Annotated in this window: 10 protein-coding genes; all 10 read right to left on the bottom strand. The window is 33.9% G+C overall.

What is annotated here, in order from left to right; genetic code table 11:
- Positions 1–164: 164 nt before the first annotated feature.
- A complete protein-coding gene (locus BUB89_RS06075) occupies positions 165–4,151 on the bottom strand; it encodes an FG-GAP-like repeat-containing protein (RefSeq protein ID WP_234982544.1) in 3,987 nt (1,328 codons plus the stop codon).
- A 142-nt stretch (positions 4,152–4,293) separates the two neighbouring features.
- Positions 4,294–5,487, bottom strand: a complete 1,194-nt coding sequence (locus BUB89_RS06070) for a hypothetical protein (protein ID WP_073242938.1) — start codon at positions 5,485–5,487, stop codon at positions 4,294–4,296.
- A 22-nt stretch (positions 5,488–5,509) separates the two neighbouring features.
- Positions 5,510–6,634 (bottom strand): glycoside hydrolase family 43 protein, encoded by a 1,125-nt coding sequence (locus BUB89_RS06065; protein WP_073242936.1) that lies wholly within the window; start codon positions 6,632–6,634, stop codon positions 5,510–5,512.
- A gap of 126 nt (positions 6,635–6,760) precedes the next feature.
- The gene (locus tag BUB89_RS06060) at positions 6,761–8,011 is read right to left on the bottom strand and encodes a DUF4998 domain-containing protein (RefSeq protein ID WP_083552551.1); all 1,251 of its coding nucleotides are present in this window, start codon (positions 8,009–8,011) and stop codon (positions 6,761–6,763) included.
- Between the two features lie 16 nt (positions 8,012–8,027).
- On the bottom strand, positions 8,028–9,242 hold the full coding sequence (locus BUB89_RS06055) for a DUF5000 domain-containing lipoprotein (protein WP_073242934.1): 1,215 nt from the start codon (positions 9,240–9,242) through the stop codon (positions 8,028–8,030).
- A gap of 22 nt (positions 9,243–9,264) precedes the next feature.
- Positions 9,265–11,235, bottom strand: coding sequence for a RagB/SusD family nutrient uptake outer membrane protein (locus tag BUB89_RS06050; RefSeq protein ID WP_083552565.1), 1,971 nt, complete (start codon positions 11,233–11,235; stop codon positions 9,265–9,267).
- Positions 11,236–11,248: 13 nt separating this feature from the next.
- On the bottom strand, positions 11,249–14,515 hold the full coding sequence (locus BUB89_RS06045; protein WP_083552548.1) for a SusC/RagA family TonB-linked outer membrane protein: 3,267 nt from the start codon (positions 14,513–14,515) through the stop codon (positions 11,249–11,251).
- A gap of 604 nt (positions 14,516–15,119) precedes the next feature.
- On the bottom strand, positions 15,120–16,274 hold the full coding sequence (locus tag BUB89_RS06040) for a glycoside hydrolase family 88/105 protein (RefSeq protein WP_083552545.1): 1,155 nt from the start codon (positions 16,272–16,274) through the stop codon (positions 15,120–15,122).
- Between the two features lie 28 nt (positions 16,275–16,302).
- Positions 16,303–17,547 (bottom strand): DUF2264 domain-containing protein, encoded by a 1,245-nt coding sequence (locus tag BUB89_RS06035; protein ID WP_073242932.1) that lies wholly within the window; start codon positions 17,545–17,547, stop codon positions 16,303–16,305.
- 38 nt (positions 17,548–17,585) lie between these two features.
- Positions 17,586–21,674: a hybrid sensor histidine kinase/response regulator transcription factor gene (locus BUB89_RS06030; RefSeq protein ID WP_083552542.1), complete on the bottom strand. Its 4,089-nt coding sequence runs from the start codon at positions 21,672–21,674 to the stop codon at positions 17,586–17,588.
- Positions 21,675–21,794: the final 120 nt, after the last annotated feature.

Below are 21,794 nucleotides of genomic sequence, written 5' to 3'. Positions count from 1 at the left end.
TCTGTTCAAATGTTCCTTATGCTGCCTAAACGGAACAAAAATGCATTGAGAACCTTTTTTAATAAAATTTTCTTGTTCTCAATACTATCCCCGTCCAAAATCGGGTTCATTCGAACTGAGGAAAAACTATCATCAAAAACTAATTGCACACAGCAAGGGAATAATTACTTTTTAATTATTAATTTCTGATTGTTTTTTTCTCCATTTGAAACATTCAATAAATATACTCCCGTAGGCAATTTTCCCATATTAATTTTTGATACAATGTCTATTGTATTCTTACTCATTATCAATTTTCCTCTCATATCATAAAGCGCAATCTTTTTATTACTCTCTCTTAATCCTGCATTAATTGTTAATTCATCAGATACAGGATTAGGATAAGCCAAAACTTCTAATTGCTCATTTTGATTTACACTAATTTGCCCATTAAAATAAAGTAACGAATAATCGAAAACTTCTTTAGCAATTTTTTCGCCAATGATTCTCCCGGGTATATCATCCTGCGGAGGATGAATCCCACCCCAAATTCTCGACAGACTACACTGATCAGAAGCATCTCTATAAGTAGCCCATTGCAATATTACATCTTCAGAAGGTCCTTCTTCAAAAACCAAAAACTCATTTTTACGAGCTACAAACTCTCCCATACCGCCCGGGAAATAAGGATTCCCAGTCAATAAAGTCATCACTTCGGCTCCTGCTCTGGAATAAGTTGAATGTCCTGAAATATATCCTGCAAAAGGAGGTGTAACAAAAGACGGTCTTTGATAAGGCCACCAGTTTTCGGCTAAAATCCACCCACTACCAGCGACGTCTTCATTTGGATTTTTAATTTGGGTATGTCCTTTCCAACTATATAATTTTATCTTACCCAGATTTTCATTATTTGCTCCAATTAATGGGTCTCCTTCTCGAATAACCTCAATAAAACCAGATTCTAATGGAATCCCAGTTGTATTATAATTAGGTAAATTGGGATCTGAACTTTGTCCTTTTGAGGCCATATAACGAATCGCCGAAATAGGTCGGATGTAATCATACCATCCTTTTATTCCCCAAGCAGTTATAGCACAATCGTGCATAGCTCCCCCTAAAACAAAGTAAGTCTTAATATCCCATTCTAAATCAGTTAAAACATTACCCACTCCATTAAACCTTTTTTTAAAATATTTACTATCACTTACATAATTCAAGATAGAAAACCAATGCCCTGGAGGAGTTTCTGAATTTGGGCCGTCTGCCCAAAATTCGGACAAAACCCTAGTATAATCGCCCCTCAACACTTTTTGTTCTGCGTATGGCTGTTTTGTAAATGGATTAACAGAATAACCTTTCCCAATATCTCCTCCTGATAGTGTATTGTAAAAATTAGGATATTCTAAATAATTTTTTGGCAACTTTGATAAATCAATATTACCTAAAGATTTTGGAGAAATATCTATACGAACACCATCTTTTGGATCCAGATGCGAAGACCATTTAGTAACCATTGAAAATCCCCATTTATAAGCTTCACTGGATTTATTTTGGTTCAAACTCAAACTTGGTGGTGCTCCCGGATCATGATAAACAGTATAATTATTACCTGATTTTTCAAAAATATGTTTATCGGATTCTTTAAGAGAAAAAGGGAAAACATTTCCCCATTCTGGACTCAAGAAACTTGGAGTGGAGCCAGGTATTAAATTTCCGCTTTGATCTATAAACGAATCAAATTTTAATGGTTGCCATCTATTTGGATCAATAGAAGAAATAGGATACTCAACCGGATTCAACAAATTCAAGGTCTGATTTATTGGTTGGTAAAATATATTTTTATATTGATTAGCTTCATTTGAGCCGTCAACTAATCCATAATCTATAACTGTTTGTGCAATATAATTCCCTAAAGCTGCGGCATCACCGTTTGAATAATCTACAGAAGTATTAGTAATATCATAACCCAATTTATTCATTAAAGCATCAAAATTAGTCTGAGCAATTACTCTTCCCGGAGACATACTGAAACGATGTGACAATAATCGATATGCTGCATAACTTATGGATTTTTTTCTGGCATCGATAACATTTTCAGAAAAAGAAAATCCCTTAAATTCACTTGTAAAACCATGAACTTCTTTCCCCAATAAATAGGTTTGGGCTTTATCATCAAAAACTACCCAAGCATCATACATAGCTACAGATGCATGAAATAAATTTCTGGCGTGAACTGTTGGTCTTGCAAAATCTTTTCGAATGGCTGCTAATAATGCTTCATTCCAAAGACGAGCTACAGAAAATTTAGTACTTGGATCAACAATTGGAATCGAAGACAAATTAACATTCAATGATACCTTTGCACTAGAACACTTATTACTTTTTTCCGTTACCGATACTACACCCTGATTAGCCATTGCCCAACGCACTTTAATCATTCCACCCGTTCCTCCTTCTACTATTTCACCTCCCGACACTTCCCAAAAAGTAGTGGAAGACGCATCAATAGGATAGGTATAGATTTCTTCACTATTGTATAAAACATTTATGCTACCTGATAATGTCTTAGATTCTAAAAGAAAACAACTTCCCGAACTAATAGTGGCATAGGGATTAAAATTGCAGGAAGTGCTATCCATACAACCATGAATCTTCTTCGTTGGCTCGATAGGTAGAACCTCAAAACGGGCTCCCTCTTTTACTCGAATTGTTTTATCTATTTGTAGATTTTGATAGGTTTCAACTAAGCCGGAAGGCCAAGTTATTTTTAATTCGACAATTTCATTGGCCGAGCCAAAACCAAAATGAATACCCTTTAAGCTGTGCGAAAGAAACCCTGACCCACAATTATACCTGTGAAATTGACCATTCTTTGTTTTTACTGATACTTTTGCTCCTATTGCATCTCTGTTAGAGACAGTACCTTCTAAATTTATTTTCAACCAATGTAAATCGGTTCTGGGATTTGTAAAATCAGTCTTTTTATTTTCATAAAAAAATGAAGCTCTATCATTATTGGTAACCAAAACATCCAAATCACCATCATTATCATAATCAAATACGGCTTGACTTACACTTATACTGAGTTCTCCTAATTTAGTTTCACCAGAACTATCTTTAAATGAATACTCTCCGTTTGACAATAAATTTTCAAAATACTTGTTGTTATCGGTAGAAGAGGAACCATACATAAATCCGTTGACAACAAATAAATCTTCATCTCCGTCTAAATCAAAATCAGAAAAATTCACATCCCAAGCCCAACCGGATTTATTTACTCCCAATTGGGTTGCCTCATTTATAAATTTACCATTCCCTGTATTTCTAAATAAAGCATTTTGATCTATTGCAGACACAAAAAAATCAAAAAAACCATCATTATTATAATCTCCAACTGCAATTCCCATATCATCCTGAGCGTGATCTAAACCATACAAAATTGCCTGTTCATCAAATCCTTGGCCTTTATCATTAATAAACAAATCATTCTTTTGATTTGTATAATCATTTGCAATATAAAGATCCATCCAACCATCATTATTAAAATCAAAAGGAACACTTTGATAAGACAATTTATTAACGGCTCCTTTGAAAATATTACTCACATCAGAAAAAGTACCATTCCTGTTATTTACATATAATTTATTACTGCAAGTGGTTGACCAAACGTTAATATAAATATCCAGAAAACCATCATTATTATAATCAAACCAGGTTGCACTTGTATTTAAACAACCATTATGTTTTTGAAATCCGGCTTGTTCTGTAACCTCTACGAAAGTTCCGTTTGTTTGATTATGAAAAAGTTGTACTTTAGAAGTATGTGTTAAAAACAAATCCGGAAAACCATCATTATCATAATCCCCCCAAAAAGCTCCATTTTTATACCCTGCCAATCCTTCAAAAGTTTCAGCAGTTTCTATTAATGGAAATAAATTAACTAATCCTGAACTATTGGTTACATTAGTAAAAGTACCATCGTTATTATTTCTAAATAAGTTACTATGACTTGAAGCCACACCATCTTCATCTCTTGCTTTAGCTACTACAAATAAATCTAAATCATTATCTCCATCAAAATCTGCTAATGCCACTCCATTATTTTTTTCTAAACCGTCTAAACCTGTTGCTTTTTCAACCCTATCAAAAGTTTGAGCATTTAAAAAATTCACATTGATAAAACAACTACATATAAGAATAAATAAAAAGAATCTAAAATTAAATTTACGTGACTTCATAAGATCATTCTCGTTTAAAATAGTAGTTACTCTCGTTAACAAACTTCAAAAAATTTTAAAACAAATACTAAGAATACTAATTACTAGGCAATCCGTCAGCTTTCATCCCTTGTAGTATTAAAGCATTCATGATATAGAGAAAATCGCTTCCGTCATCCTCATGTGCTCCATTAACTCCATAAGGCCAAAAGTGCATTCCATCTCCTTTTACCAAAGCAGCAGGATCATTTGTCATCATTTGCAAAATTTCGTTGGCTCGTTTTCCTTGCCAGGTAGTTTTCATCAATTCAGTATATTTTGAATGTTGACCCACTCCCACTGTATGCGCCATTTCGTGCATTGCTGTTCCTGCCCTTTGATAAGCCGCATTAGAACCCACATTAATCCAACCGTTAAAATTAGCATCGGCAGTAGGTGTTCCCGGTGAATAATTTACCGTTACATGTTTTACAATGGAAGTAAAATTATTGTAATAAGTTGTTGCCAAATCAAATGCCGCTTTTATTCTGGTAACCGTTGCAGCATCGGCTCCATTTTGATTAAATGAATAAGTAAAATTCCCTTTTTTAATAGTACTCATTACAAATTCTTCTCCGTATAAAACTCCGCCTGGCGTTACTGCATAAGGTCTAACATAATACAATGTTTCTGGTGTTAAGTTACGAATACGCTCTTTGAATTTGTCTTCCACCTTGCTTCTGGCTATTTTATTATCAGCTATGGTTGGTTTTGTAGCTGTATTGTAAACCAAACCTATTTCCTGAATGGCTAAATCACCATGCTCTTTTAAGATTACATCCAAAAATAAATCTTGTGCACCAGCCACTTTTATAGTTCCCAAAACCAATAAAGGTGAAGCTAAGTCGGCTGTTTTAAAACTCACCTGATTACCGTAAGCCACTCCTTTTTTGTTCACCACATAGGCTCGTGCATAATAAACCGTGCTTCCTTCCAGATTAGTCAATTCTACTTTAAACTCTCCAGAACCTTTAGTAACACTCGCTAATTTTTTTGTTCCTTCATAATTAGGATTTGCAGTTATTCCATAACACACACCTCGTTCAACCACACTGCTTCCTCCATTATCTTCAAGCATACCCCAAATTACAGCTTGTTTTGCAGCAATTTCTTCGGCTTCATTTGTTTTCAAAGTAGCCAACTGCCCTACATTATCTGGTTCTTCTACCTCAGCAACTTCCGAAGAACTTCCCGAAGAACAAGAACAAATAACAAATAGTAACATCATAAATAAATCAATACTTTTTTTCATCTATTTTTTTATTTTATTTTTTCTAAAAAACATCTAAACTCCAACTTTCCAACCAATTCAAGACTGGTTTTTGCTTATCAAATTGTATAGGCAGCCACACATAACTTCCATCAATCGGGTTATTTGGTTTCCATCGATCGGCCATAAATATGAATTGGTCTTTTTTTCCGGCAACTGGTAAAACATAGGTACTTTGCGAATGAAATGTAAGCTCTGCCCCTTTTCCAACACAGGGATTTCCGAGAGGTTTCCACGGTCCCCAAATTGATTTTGACTGAAACGAACGTGCCTCATTTGGATCCCAACCCGTACAACCTGAAGTAATCATGTAATAAATACCGTCTTTTTTAAAAATGGCAGGTGCTTCATTATGACCTGCGGGTGCTACTCTGATCCATTTTTCTGTGAAATCTAAATAATCATCTGTAAGTTCTGACATATGAAGTGTCAAATTATCTTCTGAAGCATGTATTAAATAGGCTTTATCGTTGTCATCAACATACACCGTCATATCTCGAGACATTTGTCCTTTTTCGAAATCTCTTCGAACCAACATTCCGTTTTTTACTGCCGTCAACCATTCGGGAGTCCATGATTTTAATTTATGTTCTCCAATAACTGCTGATTTGAATTTGGCATCAAAATTCATGGGCCAAACTCCTTTATTGGGTCTATATGATTTTTCAAATTTAAAAGGCCCTCTTGGATTATCACTAACGGCTAAACCTGCTCTGGCAGCATCATAACCCTGACCTTTTAATTCCAAATGAAACCACATCACATACTTTCCTGTTTTTTTATTGAAAACAACTTTGGGACGTTCTATTACACAGCCTTTTGTTATCTCAGAATTAGGATCAGTTTCAACTCTCAAAACAATGCCTTCATTTTTCCAATTGTATAAATCGGTAGACGAATAACAGCTTACCCCTTGCAAAGATGTATTTCCGCCACGACCGGCAGTTTTATATTCTCCATACCAATAATAAACACCATCAACAAAAACAACGCCTCCACCATGAGCATTGATATGCACTCCATTAGTGTCTTTCCATTGTTTTCCGGGAATGAAAGAATCATTCTGAGTGAAAACGAAAGAGAACAAAGCACTACTAATTAAAACAACTGAACACAAAAACTTAATCATAACTTACCTCATTGATTTTATCGGTATTACACATCTGGTTTTTAGTGGTTTTGGAATAATTATATTTAAAAAAACGGCATGTAATTTAGAACTACATGCCATTTCCACTACTAATCAACCAATAAATTAATTATTCTTTTTAAACAAACTGAAAGATAAAAAATGACCATATCTTTCATTTCCTTGTGTTGTTGAAATACCTAATGTTATTTGTTCCGATTGTGTAATTGTGAAGGTAATAACTGCACTTTCTGAATTCATAGTATTCACTATTCTTTTAAATCCTAAAGTTGAAGGATCTGTTTCAAGTACTCCACCACTAGAATCAGGTAATATACTACCTTTTGCCACTGCTAAATACACATAATCAGATAATGTATAACCACTATTAAGACCACTGCCAGATGCTAACAAAGGAGCATTAAAAATATAAGTCCCCGCTTCTAATGTTATCGTTTGGTATATTTTACCATTAGTAATCACTGGTGAACCCCAACCAGATTCCAAATTTATTGTAGCAGGAGGATTACCGCAACATCCAAAATCGATACCACCATAACCGTCATGGTTTTTACAAGCATCGTTAGTTGTCCAATCCGCTAAAGTACCCCATCTGCCAGAAAAAGAAGACGCTACAAATGGACGTTTATTATTTTTAATCAAATAAGTAAGATCGATAACCTGAGGATCTTTCGAAACAAAATCTGTATAAAATGTATCTATAGCAGTTTTAACGGGTAAAAACAAGGAACGTTGTTTAAACTTACTCCCTATTTTATAATTTGGTACTACTAGTTGATTTTGTGTAACAGGAACTGTTATGGTATGTTCTACATCAGAGCCATCTGTATATACTATTTCTGTAGCAAATGCACCTGTAGTTAAATCCATCGTGGCAAAATTAATTGTAAGTGATAAATCACTTGACAAACTACTATTTACAATCTTTCTATCTGTTAAACTTGCCTGATAACGCGTACCATAAGTCTGGGCTGTAATGTACTGAGAAACAGAACTATTCCCCTTAGCATCAAAGGTTTTTACTTCGAAATTATAAATATTCTCCGGAAGATTCTCTATAAAAGTAGAAACCATATCAACTCCTGAAGTTCTATTAATTGGTATTACAACAGAATCTTTTTTAGTATCCCAATAGACTCTCAATTCAGAAACTTTAGGATCTGAAATAATAAGTCCTTCAATTTTTATTCTATCCCTACCTGGTAATATTTTTAATGAATCCATTTTACCTGTATATGAGATAGCTCCGCCTTCTGTAAATTTCAAATAGTCATCTGCATTACTAGAACATGAATGTACTAGCACAATTAAAATTGTAGCAAAAGCTGTTATTAAAATATTCCTTAAATTTTTCATTGCTTTTTATTTAATATTAAAAATTAGGATTACCATATACATGAACTTCTGAAACAGCCATAAATTTACCACCAATCCAGTTTTCAAGACATTCAATTCTTAGATAACGAACTGCAGGCTTATCTAAAGCAACTTCATAATCGGCACCATCTCTGGCAGCTAAAAGATCATCATTATTTTCTTGACCATAAGGCAATCCGGAAGGTTTTTTAATTTCATATTCACCCATTAAAGTCCAATTGCTATCTAACGTACCATCATTTAAGGTATTACTACCCCAAATCCTAAACTTTTTCATAGCTCCTAAATAGTAATACAATCTTTGACCTCCAATAGGTTCTGAGAATTGCCAAAGTCTCAAACGGCTTAATTTAGTTGCTTTTCCTATATCAAAAGTCACTAAATGATTTCCAACATCAATGGTTCTATCTGTAAAATAAGATCCCCAATATTCTAAAAACTGACCATCAAATAAATTAGAAATTGGATAAGCATTATCTATCGTTTTAGCATCATTTGGTAGTTTAACTCCAACAAACCCAGATTTAGGCATTAATTGCTCAAATAATGGCTCAATGTTTGTAACCAAAGTATCCGTGTAATTCAACCATTTGTCTCTTACCACAATTGCAAATTCCTGATCAACAGGCTCAAAGCCTCTTAAACTTTGTTTAACTTCATCAACTGAGGTATAAATACTGGTACGAAGTGGTACCCAGTCTCCCTGAATATTTTTTTGCATCACTAAGATTCCTATTTCTTCTTTTGTTGGGTTATCGGCCGTAATACGAATACCTCCAAAATCTGGCTGAGCTATTAATGAGTCAAAAATATCAAAAATTGGTGCTTTTAATGGAGCTACCGTAACGGAAACAGGATTAGATTCGGCTTCGCTTCTATTAACTGCATAAATTTTAATCTCAGTGGGTGATTGTCCTGCAAAACCTTCTAAAAGCATAGAATTAGAATAGTAAGAAGCTTTCACTTCCATAGGTGTTCCATTCTCTAAAGTATACCGAGCAACAATGTATAATAAATCTTCGTCTGATGGCAAAGTATATGTAAGTTTTGCTTTTCCCGGTAAATTCTCAATTACAACATTTGTTACTTCAGCTGGTGCATTAGAATTACTTTCTAAAGGTTTCGGACCCTGGTCCTCACTACAAGCTGCAAAAGTTACAATTAGAGACAACATAAATATCCTTAGGGATGATTTTATAATTCGTTTCATAATTTTATTTTTTTTATGATTATTACCAACCTAGATTTTGAACCAAGTTAGGATTTTGAATAAGTGTAAATTCGTCAATAGGCCAGAAATAATCTCTAGGAGCTACAAAACGTTGTTGACTTAATGTTACTATTTGATAGTAACTAGCTTCAGAAACTCCAAAAACATTCCATCCTTTCACAGGCTCGTTAAATTCCTGAGTTGCTTTTTTCCAACGTCTAATGTCCCAGTAATTCTTGCCTTCAAAAGCCATTTCAATACTGCGTTCTCTATGAATAATTTCACGCATTCCTTCTTTAGTTGTATACTTAGTTGGATTATTAGAAAAATTTGTCCATGAATCAACAACTCCATTCAAGCCTGCACGAGTACGAATTGCATCCAGATATTGTAAAACTTCATTTGTAGCAGCAGTTCCCTCAGCTTCATTAAGTGCTTCGGCATACATCAAGTACAAATCAGCCAAACGCAATTCAGGCCAGGCATAATCTTTATACATGGTTCCTCCTCCAAAAGTTTGTTCCCAGTTGATCAATTTTTTAATGTAATAACCTGTTACATTAAAGTCAAAGGCGTCTGAACTACCTGCATAATCTGCAAATTTTGCTCGTATAACTTCTTTCGTTTCATCAGATCCACTAGATGACTTATAGAAAATAGCTCCATCAAAACCTAAATCGGCATAAAAACGAGGCTCACGATCAAAGTTGATAACTGAGGTTCTATAGCCTTCTCTAATATTGAATTTATCTGCTGCAGTGGCTTCTCTTAATTCAGTAATATCTCCAAAAGTCAAGGTTTTATCTTCCTCAATAGGCACTCCATTTTTAGTGTAAAAATTCATTGCCGATTCTAAGGTAGGTGAGAATATTTTTCTAGCCTGAGAATGATTAACTGTAGTAGCCAAAGGCATCATACAAAGGCGTTGTAATTCATAAGTACGACTATTAGGATTTGCCCATATCAACTCATCATTCCATCGCTCCGTTACTGCCTGAGTAATGTCTAACTTGGTTTTTGCAGTTTGAGAAATAGTGAACCCAACATCATTTTTATAGAATATTTTATGCCCATTAGCTTCGGCAACATCAATAGCTTCTTTTGCAGCATCTGAAGCTCTTTTCCATTTAGCAGCATCATATACGGGATTAAACAAAGGAGTTCCGTCTTTACCAATAAGTCCTGCCATGTCAGCATTACCATTAAATAAAGGACTAGCTGCCATTAATAAGAGTTCAGCTTTTATTCCCAAAGCTGCTGGTCTTGTAATTCTACCCAACTCGTTTTGAGTATCTGCAATTATAGGGGGCAAACCAACTGCAGCTTCATCCAACAAACTCACTAAATAATCAACAGTTGAGTCTATCGGCTCTCTTGATACCTGAATTTGATCATTTGGTGCATCAACTGGAACATTAGCACGAATAACAGGAATTGGCCCATACATACGCATTAAATAATAATGATAATAGGCTTTTAGGAATTTAGCTTCAGCTAACCATCTTAAGCGTTCTCCTTCAGCCAAATCCGGAACCTTAGTTCTATCTTCTACATTTTCAAGAAAAACATTGCAATGTCTGATTCCGTCAAAAAGTGGATAACGATCTCCAGGTCCAGCTGCCTGATAATAACCTTCCCATGCATTCATATAAGGTTGTGCTTTTCTTTGCGTACCGGTAGCAATATTAAAAGCGTAACTGGTAACAGAGGCACGGTTAGCTGATACCCATGTTTCATCTCCTGCCAACATTCCTATATTATAGACACCATCCCCATTTTTAGGAATAAATGCATAACAGGTAAACAAATACTTTTCGGCTTCATTTCGCAACTTAAAAGCGTTTTCTATTGTAGTAACATTATCCGGAACTACATCTAAAAAACTATTTTCACAGGATTCTAATCCTATTGAACAAAGCACTACCATTGAAACTCCAAAAACTTTTTGAAGCCTTTGGAAACTTTTATTTACTATACTATTTTTAGTTTTCATACTTCTTCTTTTTTTAAAAATCAACTTTTAGTCCCAAATTATAAACCGATTGGATTGGATATCCTAAACCACTACCGCCCATCTCCGGATCCCACAACTTAAATTTACTCCAAACGGCAAGATTATTTCCACTAAAATAAATTCTCAAGCCCTTAACTCCTATTTTAGAAATAAATTCATCCGGAGCATTATACCCTAGTTCGATTGATTTTAATCTTAAAAAGGCACCATTTCGCATCCACCAAGTGGATACTTCATTATTATTATCAACAAATGTGTTACTCAATCTAGGCCAGAAAGCATATAAATCTCTATTATTTTCCGACCAGTGATCCTGAGCGATAACATCTAATAAATTATTTTGATAAGAACCTTCTAACACAAATGGCGCAATATTTCTTGGATTAATAAAAAATGATGTACGAGCCACTCCCTGAAAGAAAATACTAAAATCAAATTTCTTATATCCTACTGTTCCACCAAATCCATACACTATCTCCGGAGCAGTTGGATTCCCAATAGGCACCTTATCTGACTCCGTAATTTCACCATCACCATTAACATCACGGTATTTAATATCACCTCCTGAATAATCTCCAAATTGCATTGGTGAGTTATCCACCTCATTTTGATCTACAAACAAACGCTCAGCAATATACCCATAGGTCTGGTTGATATTCTGACCTATGCGAGAACGATAAGCCATTTCTCCAGGGAATTTAATCTCGTCATAAACTAAAATTTTATTGGTTGCATAGGTAAAATTACCTCTCAACTGAGTGTACCAATCGTTATTAAATTGTTTGTTATAAGTTACAGCAACATCCATTCCTTTACTTTCAACTTCTCCAAAATTAGCCACTGGCACTGCGGTTAATCCCATAGTTGCACCTATATTACTTCTATCCTGAAGAATATTAGTACGATTTTGCTGATACACATCTACTATAAAATTCAACGATTTAAACAATTCTAAATCCAAACCTAAATTGATTTGCTTAGATTCTTCCCAACCTATATTATTATTAGCATAACGTCCAACATATACTCCAGGCTGATAATACCCATATTGTTCCCCAAAAGAAGAACCAAAACTACCATCACCTATAGTAACATTTGATAAATAAAAGAAACGATCGTTTACATTACCAATCTGATCATTCCCTACTAAACCATAAGTAGTACGGATTTTAAAATTAGTTACTACATCCTTAATAGGTTCCCAAAATTTTTCATTAGAAAGATGATACGCCAAACCAAATGAAGGGAAAAAACCATAACGATTTCCTTGCGCAAATCTTTCTGATCCATTGTAACCAAAATTAAACTCAGCAAGGTACTTACTATCAAAACCGTAAGTAAACCTACCTGAAATCCCCTGATTTCTGGCTGGTAGAGAACTCTGAATTGTTCCCGCATTACCTTGCTCAAAACTTGACAATAAATTGGTCAACATCCCTGTTACTGCATGTTTCTCATTGAAAGTTCTGTTATAATTAATAGTTGTTTGGAGATAAATACGAGAATCTAAATTTTTATCTCCTTGAGCAAATCCTAAAAATTCTGTTCCTACTAGCCCTATAGAACCTGGCCCTCCATCATTTAATACTCTCAAATCTAGTTCTCCAGTAACAGGACTTATAAAGGATTGATAATAAAAAGGATTGTATTGTCTGGCTACATCAAAATAAGAATACCTTCTTACATACCCCATGGCATTAGCGCTAAGACCCGGAGTTATTCCTTTTAAATCCTGCTGCAATTCAACTTGTGTTTGTATTGTTGAAGCTTTAGATACTTCATATCCTTTAACCATTTGAGCATAAGGATTGACTAAAATTGACCCTTCAGTTCCTCCGGACAAAGCACCTCCAAATAAGGGATGATCAATAAAAGGTAAATAACTGGAAGGATATACTTTAGCAAATGCCACTGGATTAGACCACATAGCAAGATTAAAAATATGTGCCCCACCTGATACTCGTCTTGGAGGATTACTACGATCAAATCCACTAATTGGCCCACTATAATCATCAAATTGACCATAAAAACGAATAATTGCTTTAGTAGTAGGCGTCAATGTCATATCCACATTGGATCGCAAAGAATAATTTCTTAATTTAATATTAGAATTAAAATTATTCAATTCATCTACTTTTAAAACTCCATTATCAATATTATAAGTACCCGCTACATAATACCTTGCTTTTTGTCCACCTCCACTAATACTTAAATTATAACCTTGATTAATAGTATAATCTTTAATTAATTCATCTATCCAATTATTACTTGGATATAAATAAGGATCATCTCCAGCGGCGGTTCTGTCAATTTTATTTTGATTATATACATCTCCAAGCAAAGGATTACGAGTTCTTACCGCCTCATTAGCTAATTTCATATAAGTAATGTTATCAGCAAATTTAAAATTCCTGGAATTAGAAGACATTCTGGTTTCTGTCCTGAAATTAAATTTAGTAATACCATCTTTACCCATTTTAGTAGTAATTAATACCACTCCATTGGCTCCACGAGCACCATAAACTGCAGCAGCAGCAGCATCCTTAAGCACCGAAAAAGCATCAATATCATCGGGTTGCAAACGTGCCATATCAGTTGTAGTAGATTCAATACCATCAATTAAGATTAAAGGATTTGAAGCTCCTGAGCCAAATGAACCCAAACCACGAATAAAAAAGTTTGCATTATCACGACCTGGTTCTCCACTTCTTTGGTAAGCTACCATACCTGCAATTCTTCCTGCAAGCATATTGGTTAAGTTGCTGGTAGGTCCTTTTAATTCTTTAGGATTAATTGTTGTGATTGAACTCACCATACTGGCTTTTTTCTGAGTTCCAAAACCTACAACCACAACTTCCTTCAAACCCTCTAAACTAGGTTTAATATTGATTTCGAAAACTGACTTTGTTAAAATTAGAGTTTCTGTTGGCTCATAACCAACAAAAGAAACTACTAATATTTTGTCTCCTTCGTTAATTTTTAAAGTAAATTTTCCATCCAAATCAGTCATTACTGCATTTTGGGTTCCTTTAACAACTACTGTCGCTCCTGGAATTGGCAAATTATTTTCATCTGTTACCTGCCCGCTAATTGTTCTTTGTTGTTGGGCTACTTTTAGTTTTGTTACACTTGTAACTTTAAATTCATGTGCCTGAATCTGAGATAAAGAAAGTAAAATTAACAATGCTGTCAGTTTCTTTTTTAAATCAAACTCTAAAACACTATGAGTTTTTTTCTTTATTTTAATAAAGTTTGTCATGTATGGTTTTAATTTTAATGGTTAGTTAAATTTTTTATCTGCTTCTAATATACTCTCACAGATAAACTTGTTAGTGTTTTTTTTTTAAAGGTTATTTCATATAGTTAAAATTTTAGAATTTAGTTAGTATGATTTGAAAAATATATTACATAGTTAAATAAAATAAATGTTTATTTAACACTTAAAAAAAAGAGAGTAGTTCCCTATATGTTTTTTGACAACATTATTTAATACATCTAATTAAAACACTCCAATTATTTCTTAAATCGTTTCAAGCTATTCAATGTTCTCATTAAATTTACCTTAACCACTATTTAACATATAATTCACATTACAAATCTAACACAAGCGCATAAGTCAGAAGAGGGGTATTTTGATATAAAAAGGGGGGTAAATCAGAAATTAAAACAAAAAAACGGTTTTTTTTACACGTGTATTAAAAAAATAATAATAATTTTATACAATAATCAAACAATTAAGAAAGTAAACTACGATAAAAAACTTTTAAAATTAGGAGAATGCCAAATAAAAGTTAAAAAAACGGTCTCATTTCATTTGAAACAAGACCGTTTTTTTAACTTTTATTTTTAAAACCGTAACTAAATCATTTTACAAAACGAGACATCTCGGATGCAGCTAATAAAAAAGCACCCACACCAAAATCAGCAGTGGAGTTTTTATCAACTACCTGACCCGGAATTGCTTTTTCACCTATCGGCTGAACGTAGCCTACTGTACCGTCTGCCTGAAGAGCAAAATGAATCAGATAATTCCATGATTTCTCCACAACAGGCAAATAAGTTGCTTTATCTAAAATTCCGTTATTAATTCCCCATAAAAAACCATAAGTAAAAAATGCCGTTCCGCTGGTTTCGGGTCCCGGAGCATGTTCCGGATCTAAGATACTTCTTGTCCAATAGCCTCCTTTTTGTTGGGCTGCCGCCAATGACTCAGCCATATCTTTAAAACGATTGATATATTCTTGTTTGTGTTTCGCATTCTTTGGTAAATCCTGAATAATTTTGGCGTAGCCAGCAAAAATCCATCCGTCTCCTCTTGCCCAAAAATCTTTTTTACCGTTGGCACTTTTATGTTTCGGATAGACATATTTAGCATCACGAAAATACAATTTCGATTCCTCGTCATACATAATACCATTAGCATGTGTTAAATAAGTATGCAGTTTTTCTAAATACATTTCGTTGCCAGTCACATGATACAACTTGGTCATCACCGGCATTACCATATACAAGCCATCAACCCACCACCAATAATCAGTAGCAACAGTACTCATTTGGTATTCCATAACCTCCCGGGCACGAGCAATTTTATGAGTATCTTTCTTTCCTGTAAAATTGTACAGATCAATATAGGTTTGAAAACAAATTTGCCAGTCACCAAACAGCACATGCTTATCGGTTTCTCCATAATTGTATTTCCATTCGGATTTATTTGTAGATTTGGCTCCCATCCATTGATTTTTCTCCGCCCAGGCATTCGAATAATCCAAATATTTTTTGTTTTTAGTCGCCTTATAAGCTTCCATATTCCCGGTATGATAAGCCGCTACATTCCAGAACGCATTCCCCAATTCAGGATGGGTATCTTGCCAACGATTGTTAACTTTATCAATAATAGCAATTACTTCTTTTTTAGATTCTTTAATAGCGCTTTTTTGTTTTAGAGCGGTACTTTTACAACTAACAACCACTAGAGAAACCGCAGTAATTAGAACAAAAAATGAGTTTTTAAAATTCATAATAAATATATTAGATTATTGGTATTTTTTATTTTAAAGCATGATCAATTGGGATTTCTTGTCCTGACCAAATTTTCTTTTGGGTCCAAGGCTGATAAGGAGCACTCCAAAAAGAATCGGTAGCTGGGAGACCCAAAACCAAAAATGCTTCTGAACACAGATACAAACTACCTGTGGAAATATAGCCTTCGCCAATATTAGGCTGGTGACCATAAAAACCTATTTGAAGCCAGCCATTTTCATCAAAAGTTCCTGCTGCATTCAATTGATTATGAATCATGGTATATAATGCCGAACGCACTTGAGCCGGAGTAACTTCTTTTGGTAATTCTTTCCAAAGTGCAATTTGCGATAAAAGTTGAAAAGCTCCAAATCGATATGCTAATGATCGACCAATAGGAGGATAAGTCCCATCGGGAGAAATTAAGCGTTCCTGAATAGCTGCATAACGTTTAGCCCTTTCCAATTCCGTTTTAAAATCGGTTTTATAATTATCACTTGTTTCATTAAGCGTTTTAAAAATATCCAATTGCATCGGATGAATCACAAAACTATTGTAATAATCCCAATGAAAATCAGGACCGTCACCATAAGTTCCATCGCCTAAATACCATTTTTTATGTTGATCTAAAGCATAACTCAAACGCTCTTTATCTTCATCTTTATCAAATTTAATTATTGCTGCTTCTACCATAGCGGCAAAAAGCAACCAATTACTTTGATACGGTTTAATAACCCGGGATGATTTCAAAGCTTTAATAACATTCTCTTTAGTCACTGCATCAAGCGGCTCCCAGAGTTGTTTTGGTGCACGAAGTAAAGCTTGTGCAAAAAAAGCAGCATCAACCAGAGGTTGTCTGTCATTTACAAAATTCATAAAATCCGCGGCATTAGGATCAGTCGCATTATGAATGGATTTTTGAGCTAAATCGATATATTTTGCTCTTAATTTCCCTTCAGGAGTTTCATCAGCACCAAGTTCTAACCAAGGAGCCATTCCTGACAATAATCGGCCAAAAGCTTCGAGATAAGTAACATGTTTTCTATCGTCCCAGGCACCTGGTGATTTTTCTACAGGCATGTTCTTTTTTAATTCATTTTTGCTTAATGCCACCAGAACAGGATCTCCAATTTTCACCAATGAAGAAACAAAAAATGCTCTTACTTTTTCAGGCGAATCTTTTTGCAGTTTTTTTGATTGTGATTGTACACTATTAAGAGCCACAAAATATACCAACCCCAATAAAACAGCCTTTTTAAAATAATTATTCATATTAATTTATCTAAATTTTTATTTGTTTAACTTATAATTTATGTTGATTTCCAGAAACTTTCATTCAATATATATTTATTATCCTTTATATTTTGATATTTTTTCTTAAAATCAGAAGGATTCATATTATAAAACTGTTGAAACTGTTTTCTAAAATATTTTATATCCCCAAAACCTGCCAATGCAGCTGCCTGACTTATCTGCAAATCGGTTGTAATTAACAAGGTGGCCACTTTTCTTAAACGGACACTTCTTGTAAATTCTGAAACTGACTTTCCTGTAATTTTTTTGATTTTTTTATAAACCAAGGAATGACTCATTCCTAACTCAATTGCCAAATCTTTTACATTAAAACTTTCGACATCTAAATTGGCATCTATTATCTCCACAATTCTATCGATTAGTTTTTTATCCTCGTCTGACAATTTTGGACTTGCAACATTTTTTGTAACGGAATTAAGCAAATAATTCTGCTCACTATCACGGCGGGTTAGGATTCCGTTAATTCGGGCTAACAAATAATCATTATCAAATGGTTTTGTAATATAATCATCAGCTCCTACTTCGGCTCCTTTGAGTTTTACGTCTTCAGATGTTCCTCCTCCTGTTAGCAATATTATAGGAATGTGTTTCAGCTCCTCATCTGTTTTTATATGTTTACAAAAAGCCACACCATTCATATCGCCCATAACCACATCCGAAATAATTAAATCAGGCTGTATTTTTCTAATGACAGCCAATGCAGCTTCGGCACTTTCTACCGCAGTAATCCGATATTTTGAAGCTAATATTTGTTTTAAATAATTTCTGATGTGCTGATTATCATCTACTACCAAAATACTTTTGGCATCCTTTACTAAATCATTATCAATTTCTGAATCTTCAATTGTTTCTAATACATTTTCCTGTATTACTTTATCTTTTAGAGCTTCTTCTAAAAATAAAGTTCTGTCACTTAAATCTTCCCGTATTTCTATATCGCCAAAATGTTCTTTTCCTAAAAGCAATTTAATTTCAAATGTAGCACCTCCTTTTTCATTATCATAACAGCGTACTTCTCCATGATGTTGATTAACAAACTGTTTGACCAAATAAAGACCAATACCAAATCCTTTTCGGTTGTTTTTAATATTTCGACTGGATTGATAAAACAAATTAAATATTTTCTCTTTATCATCATCCGAAACTCCCTCACCATTATCAACTACATTTATAATCAATTCGTGATCTAAACAACGTAAATTAACTGCAACAGCTCCATTTTCTTTTTCTGTGAATTTTAAAGCATTCGAAACTAAATTAAACAAGGCCATTTCCATTTTTTCCCTGTCTACATACACAAAGACCTTTTCTTCCGAAATACTAAAACTATAATCTATTTTTTTCGTTTTGGCATGATGTACAAAACAGCTAAAAACTTCTTTAGCAAGTTCTACAATATCAATTTTTGCGATTTTAAGTTTTCCGGTCTCGGTTTCTGTTTTTCTAAAAAGCAACAACTGATCTACCAGACTTAGCAATCTTCTCGAATTGCTATACACCATTTCTATAGCACTAGAATCTATTTGTTGTTTATCTCCATAAATTATATCCTTCAAAGGATTTATAATCATGGTTAAAGGCGACCTAAATTCATGAGAAATATTCGTGAAAAAGGTGAGTTTTTTTTCATTTAATTCTTTTTCCTGTTTAGCTAAATTTTGAGAAAGCTGTACTTCATATTTAAGTTGGGCTTGTTTTCTTTGGTATTTATCAACAATATAAATCACAAAAGCAATTACTAATACGTATAGAAAATAGGCTAAATTACTTCTATACCATGGAGGCAAAATTGTAATAGGTAATGTAAGGGTTTTAGAATTCCAAATCCCTTCTGCATTTGTAGATTTGATTTTCAAGACATAATTTCCTTCGGTTAACCGGGAATAATTAGCCGTTCTTATGTTATCAACATAATGCCATTGGGAATCCCATCCTTCTAGAAAATAAGCATAGGAAATTTTTTCAGGCAAGCTGTATTCTAATGCTGCAAATTCAATATTGAGCATCGACTCATCATATGAAAGTTTTAATTTATCAATCCCAAAAACAGTTACACCAGATTGTTCTAAAGCATTATTATTTACTTTTATCGAAGTAATTATTAGTTTTGGAAAGTCGTGAATTTGGCTATTTATTTTGGTATCAATAACATTAAAGCCTTTAATTCCTCCAAAAACGATTTCCCCCGTAGAAAGTTTGAGCGCCGCATTGTAATTAAACTGATTGCTTTGAAGTCCGTCAGCATCATGATAACTGCTTATTTTTTCATTATTGGTATGGTATACAAAAATTCCATTGTAAGTACTACACCAATAGGCTCCTTTATTATCCCGAACTATATTAAGAACTGAATTGTTAGGAATTCCATCTGCCTGAGTTAAAAATTTTCTCTCTAAAGTTTGAGGATTAAAAATCATTAAACCTCCACCTTCGGTACCTACAAGCATTTTAATTGCAGAGATGGAAACGATAGACCGCACAGGATATTTTACATCAATTTCCTGGCGTTTTAATGTTTTGGGATTAAGTTTAATCAATGTGGTAAAGTTCCCTAACCAAAGATTACCTTGTAAATCCTCAGTCATGGAAACAATTCCACTGATTTTAGCATCAACAAAGTCAAATTGATCAGTAGCATTATTATAACGATACAAGCCTTCTTCATCAGGAGACCCAGCCCACAATACACCTTCTTTACTTTTAAAAAGTACCCAGATATTCCTTTGAACAATATTATATTTTAGATTAAAAAGTTGGTATCGCTTAAAATTTCGAGTCTTGGAATTAAAAAGAGAAACGCCTCCTCCATAAGTTCCAAACCAAACTCCTTTTTCATCCTTTACAATAGTGGCAACAAAATTATTTGCCAGCGAATTAGGATTGTCCGGATTAAAAGAATAATTAGTAAATACATTGCTCTTTTTATCCCATAAACTGGCTCCGGCACCATCAGTACCTATCCAGAGGTGATTACTGTCTTGTTCACAAAACGAAAGAATAAAATTACTAGGTAACGTATTGGACAATTTTTCGTTTTTTGAAATAGTTGTAAAAGGAGTTTTTCTACTCTCCACCCTATTTACACCTCCTCTTAAAGTACCTATCCAAACCCGATTTTCGCTATCTAAACATAGGGAGGAAATAGCGTTACTGTTTAATTTTTCTTCACCTAAACTATTGTTTACCAAAGAAAACGTATCCGAAGCAAACTTATACCTAACAACTCCATTTCCATTAGTAGCCATCCAGAGTTCCTTAGTATCTGGTTTATACATTAAATCGGAAATGGGATTTTGAACCTCTGGATTATAATAAATACGAGGTGTTTTAGCAACCGTATTGTACTTCATTAATCCACCTTCTATAGCTACCCAAAAATTAGAAAACCCATCATAAAAAACACAGCCACCACTTAAAACATCCGAATAAACAACTGATAATTTCTTTGCCGAAGGTTCCATAATCACAATTCCAACTCCCTGAACAAAGGCCCATAAATTACCTGATGGATCAAAATCAATTCCCTGAACATGATAATCCCACTGCAATTTACCATTTACATACAGCGGAATCGTACTCATTTTTTGTTCCTTCCCTGAACAAAAAATCAACCCTTTACCGGCACTGGCAATATATATATTTGATTTATAATCTTTAATAGCATTAATTGCTACATCAATAAGTTCCTTCTTAGACGTTTTTGGATTTAAACAATATCTTTTACTAAATTGATTTGTTAAATAACTATAAACACTGATACCATTTTTGGTTCCAATCCAAATCTCATTTTGTGTCCCGCAAATACTAACAATTCTGTTATTGATCAATGAATTGGGATCATTAGGTTCATTCCTGTAATTAGAAAAATTATACCCATCAAACCTGCTTATCCCATCATAAGTACCAAACCACATTAAACCCCGCTTGTCTTTATAAACAGAAGTTACTGCATTATTAGCTAATCCGTTTTCAATACCAATGTACCCAATATCATACTTCTCCTGGCTATAACCTGAAACAGGGAGCTTAGGTACACGCTGCGAATTAATCGCAAAAGAGATCAAAAGCATTAAAAACAGTAGCATTCTATTTATCAAAATACACTTTGGTTAGTTGGTTAGGAATATTTTATTCAAATATCAGGTTTCGCTCAAAGATCCTTTTACATCAGCGATAAAAAGAGCGGGTGGTTTAAACCCTAAAAG

The sequence above is a fragment of the Flavobacterium flevense genome (assembly GCF_900142775.1).
In the GTDB taxonomy this organism is placed as follows: Bacteria; Bacteroidota; Bacteroidia; order Flavobacteriales; family Flavobacteriaceae; genus Flavobacterium; species Flavobacterium flevense.
This window is presented reverse-complemented; position numbering and strand designations above follow the sequence as displayed.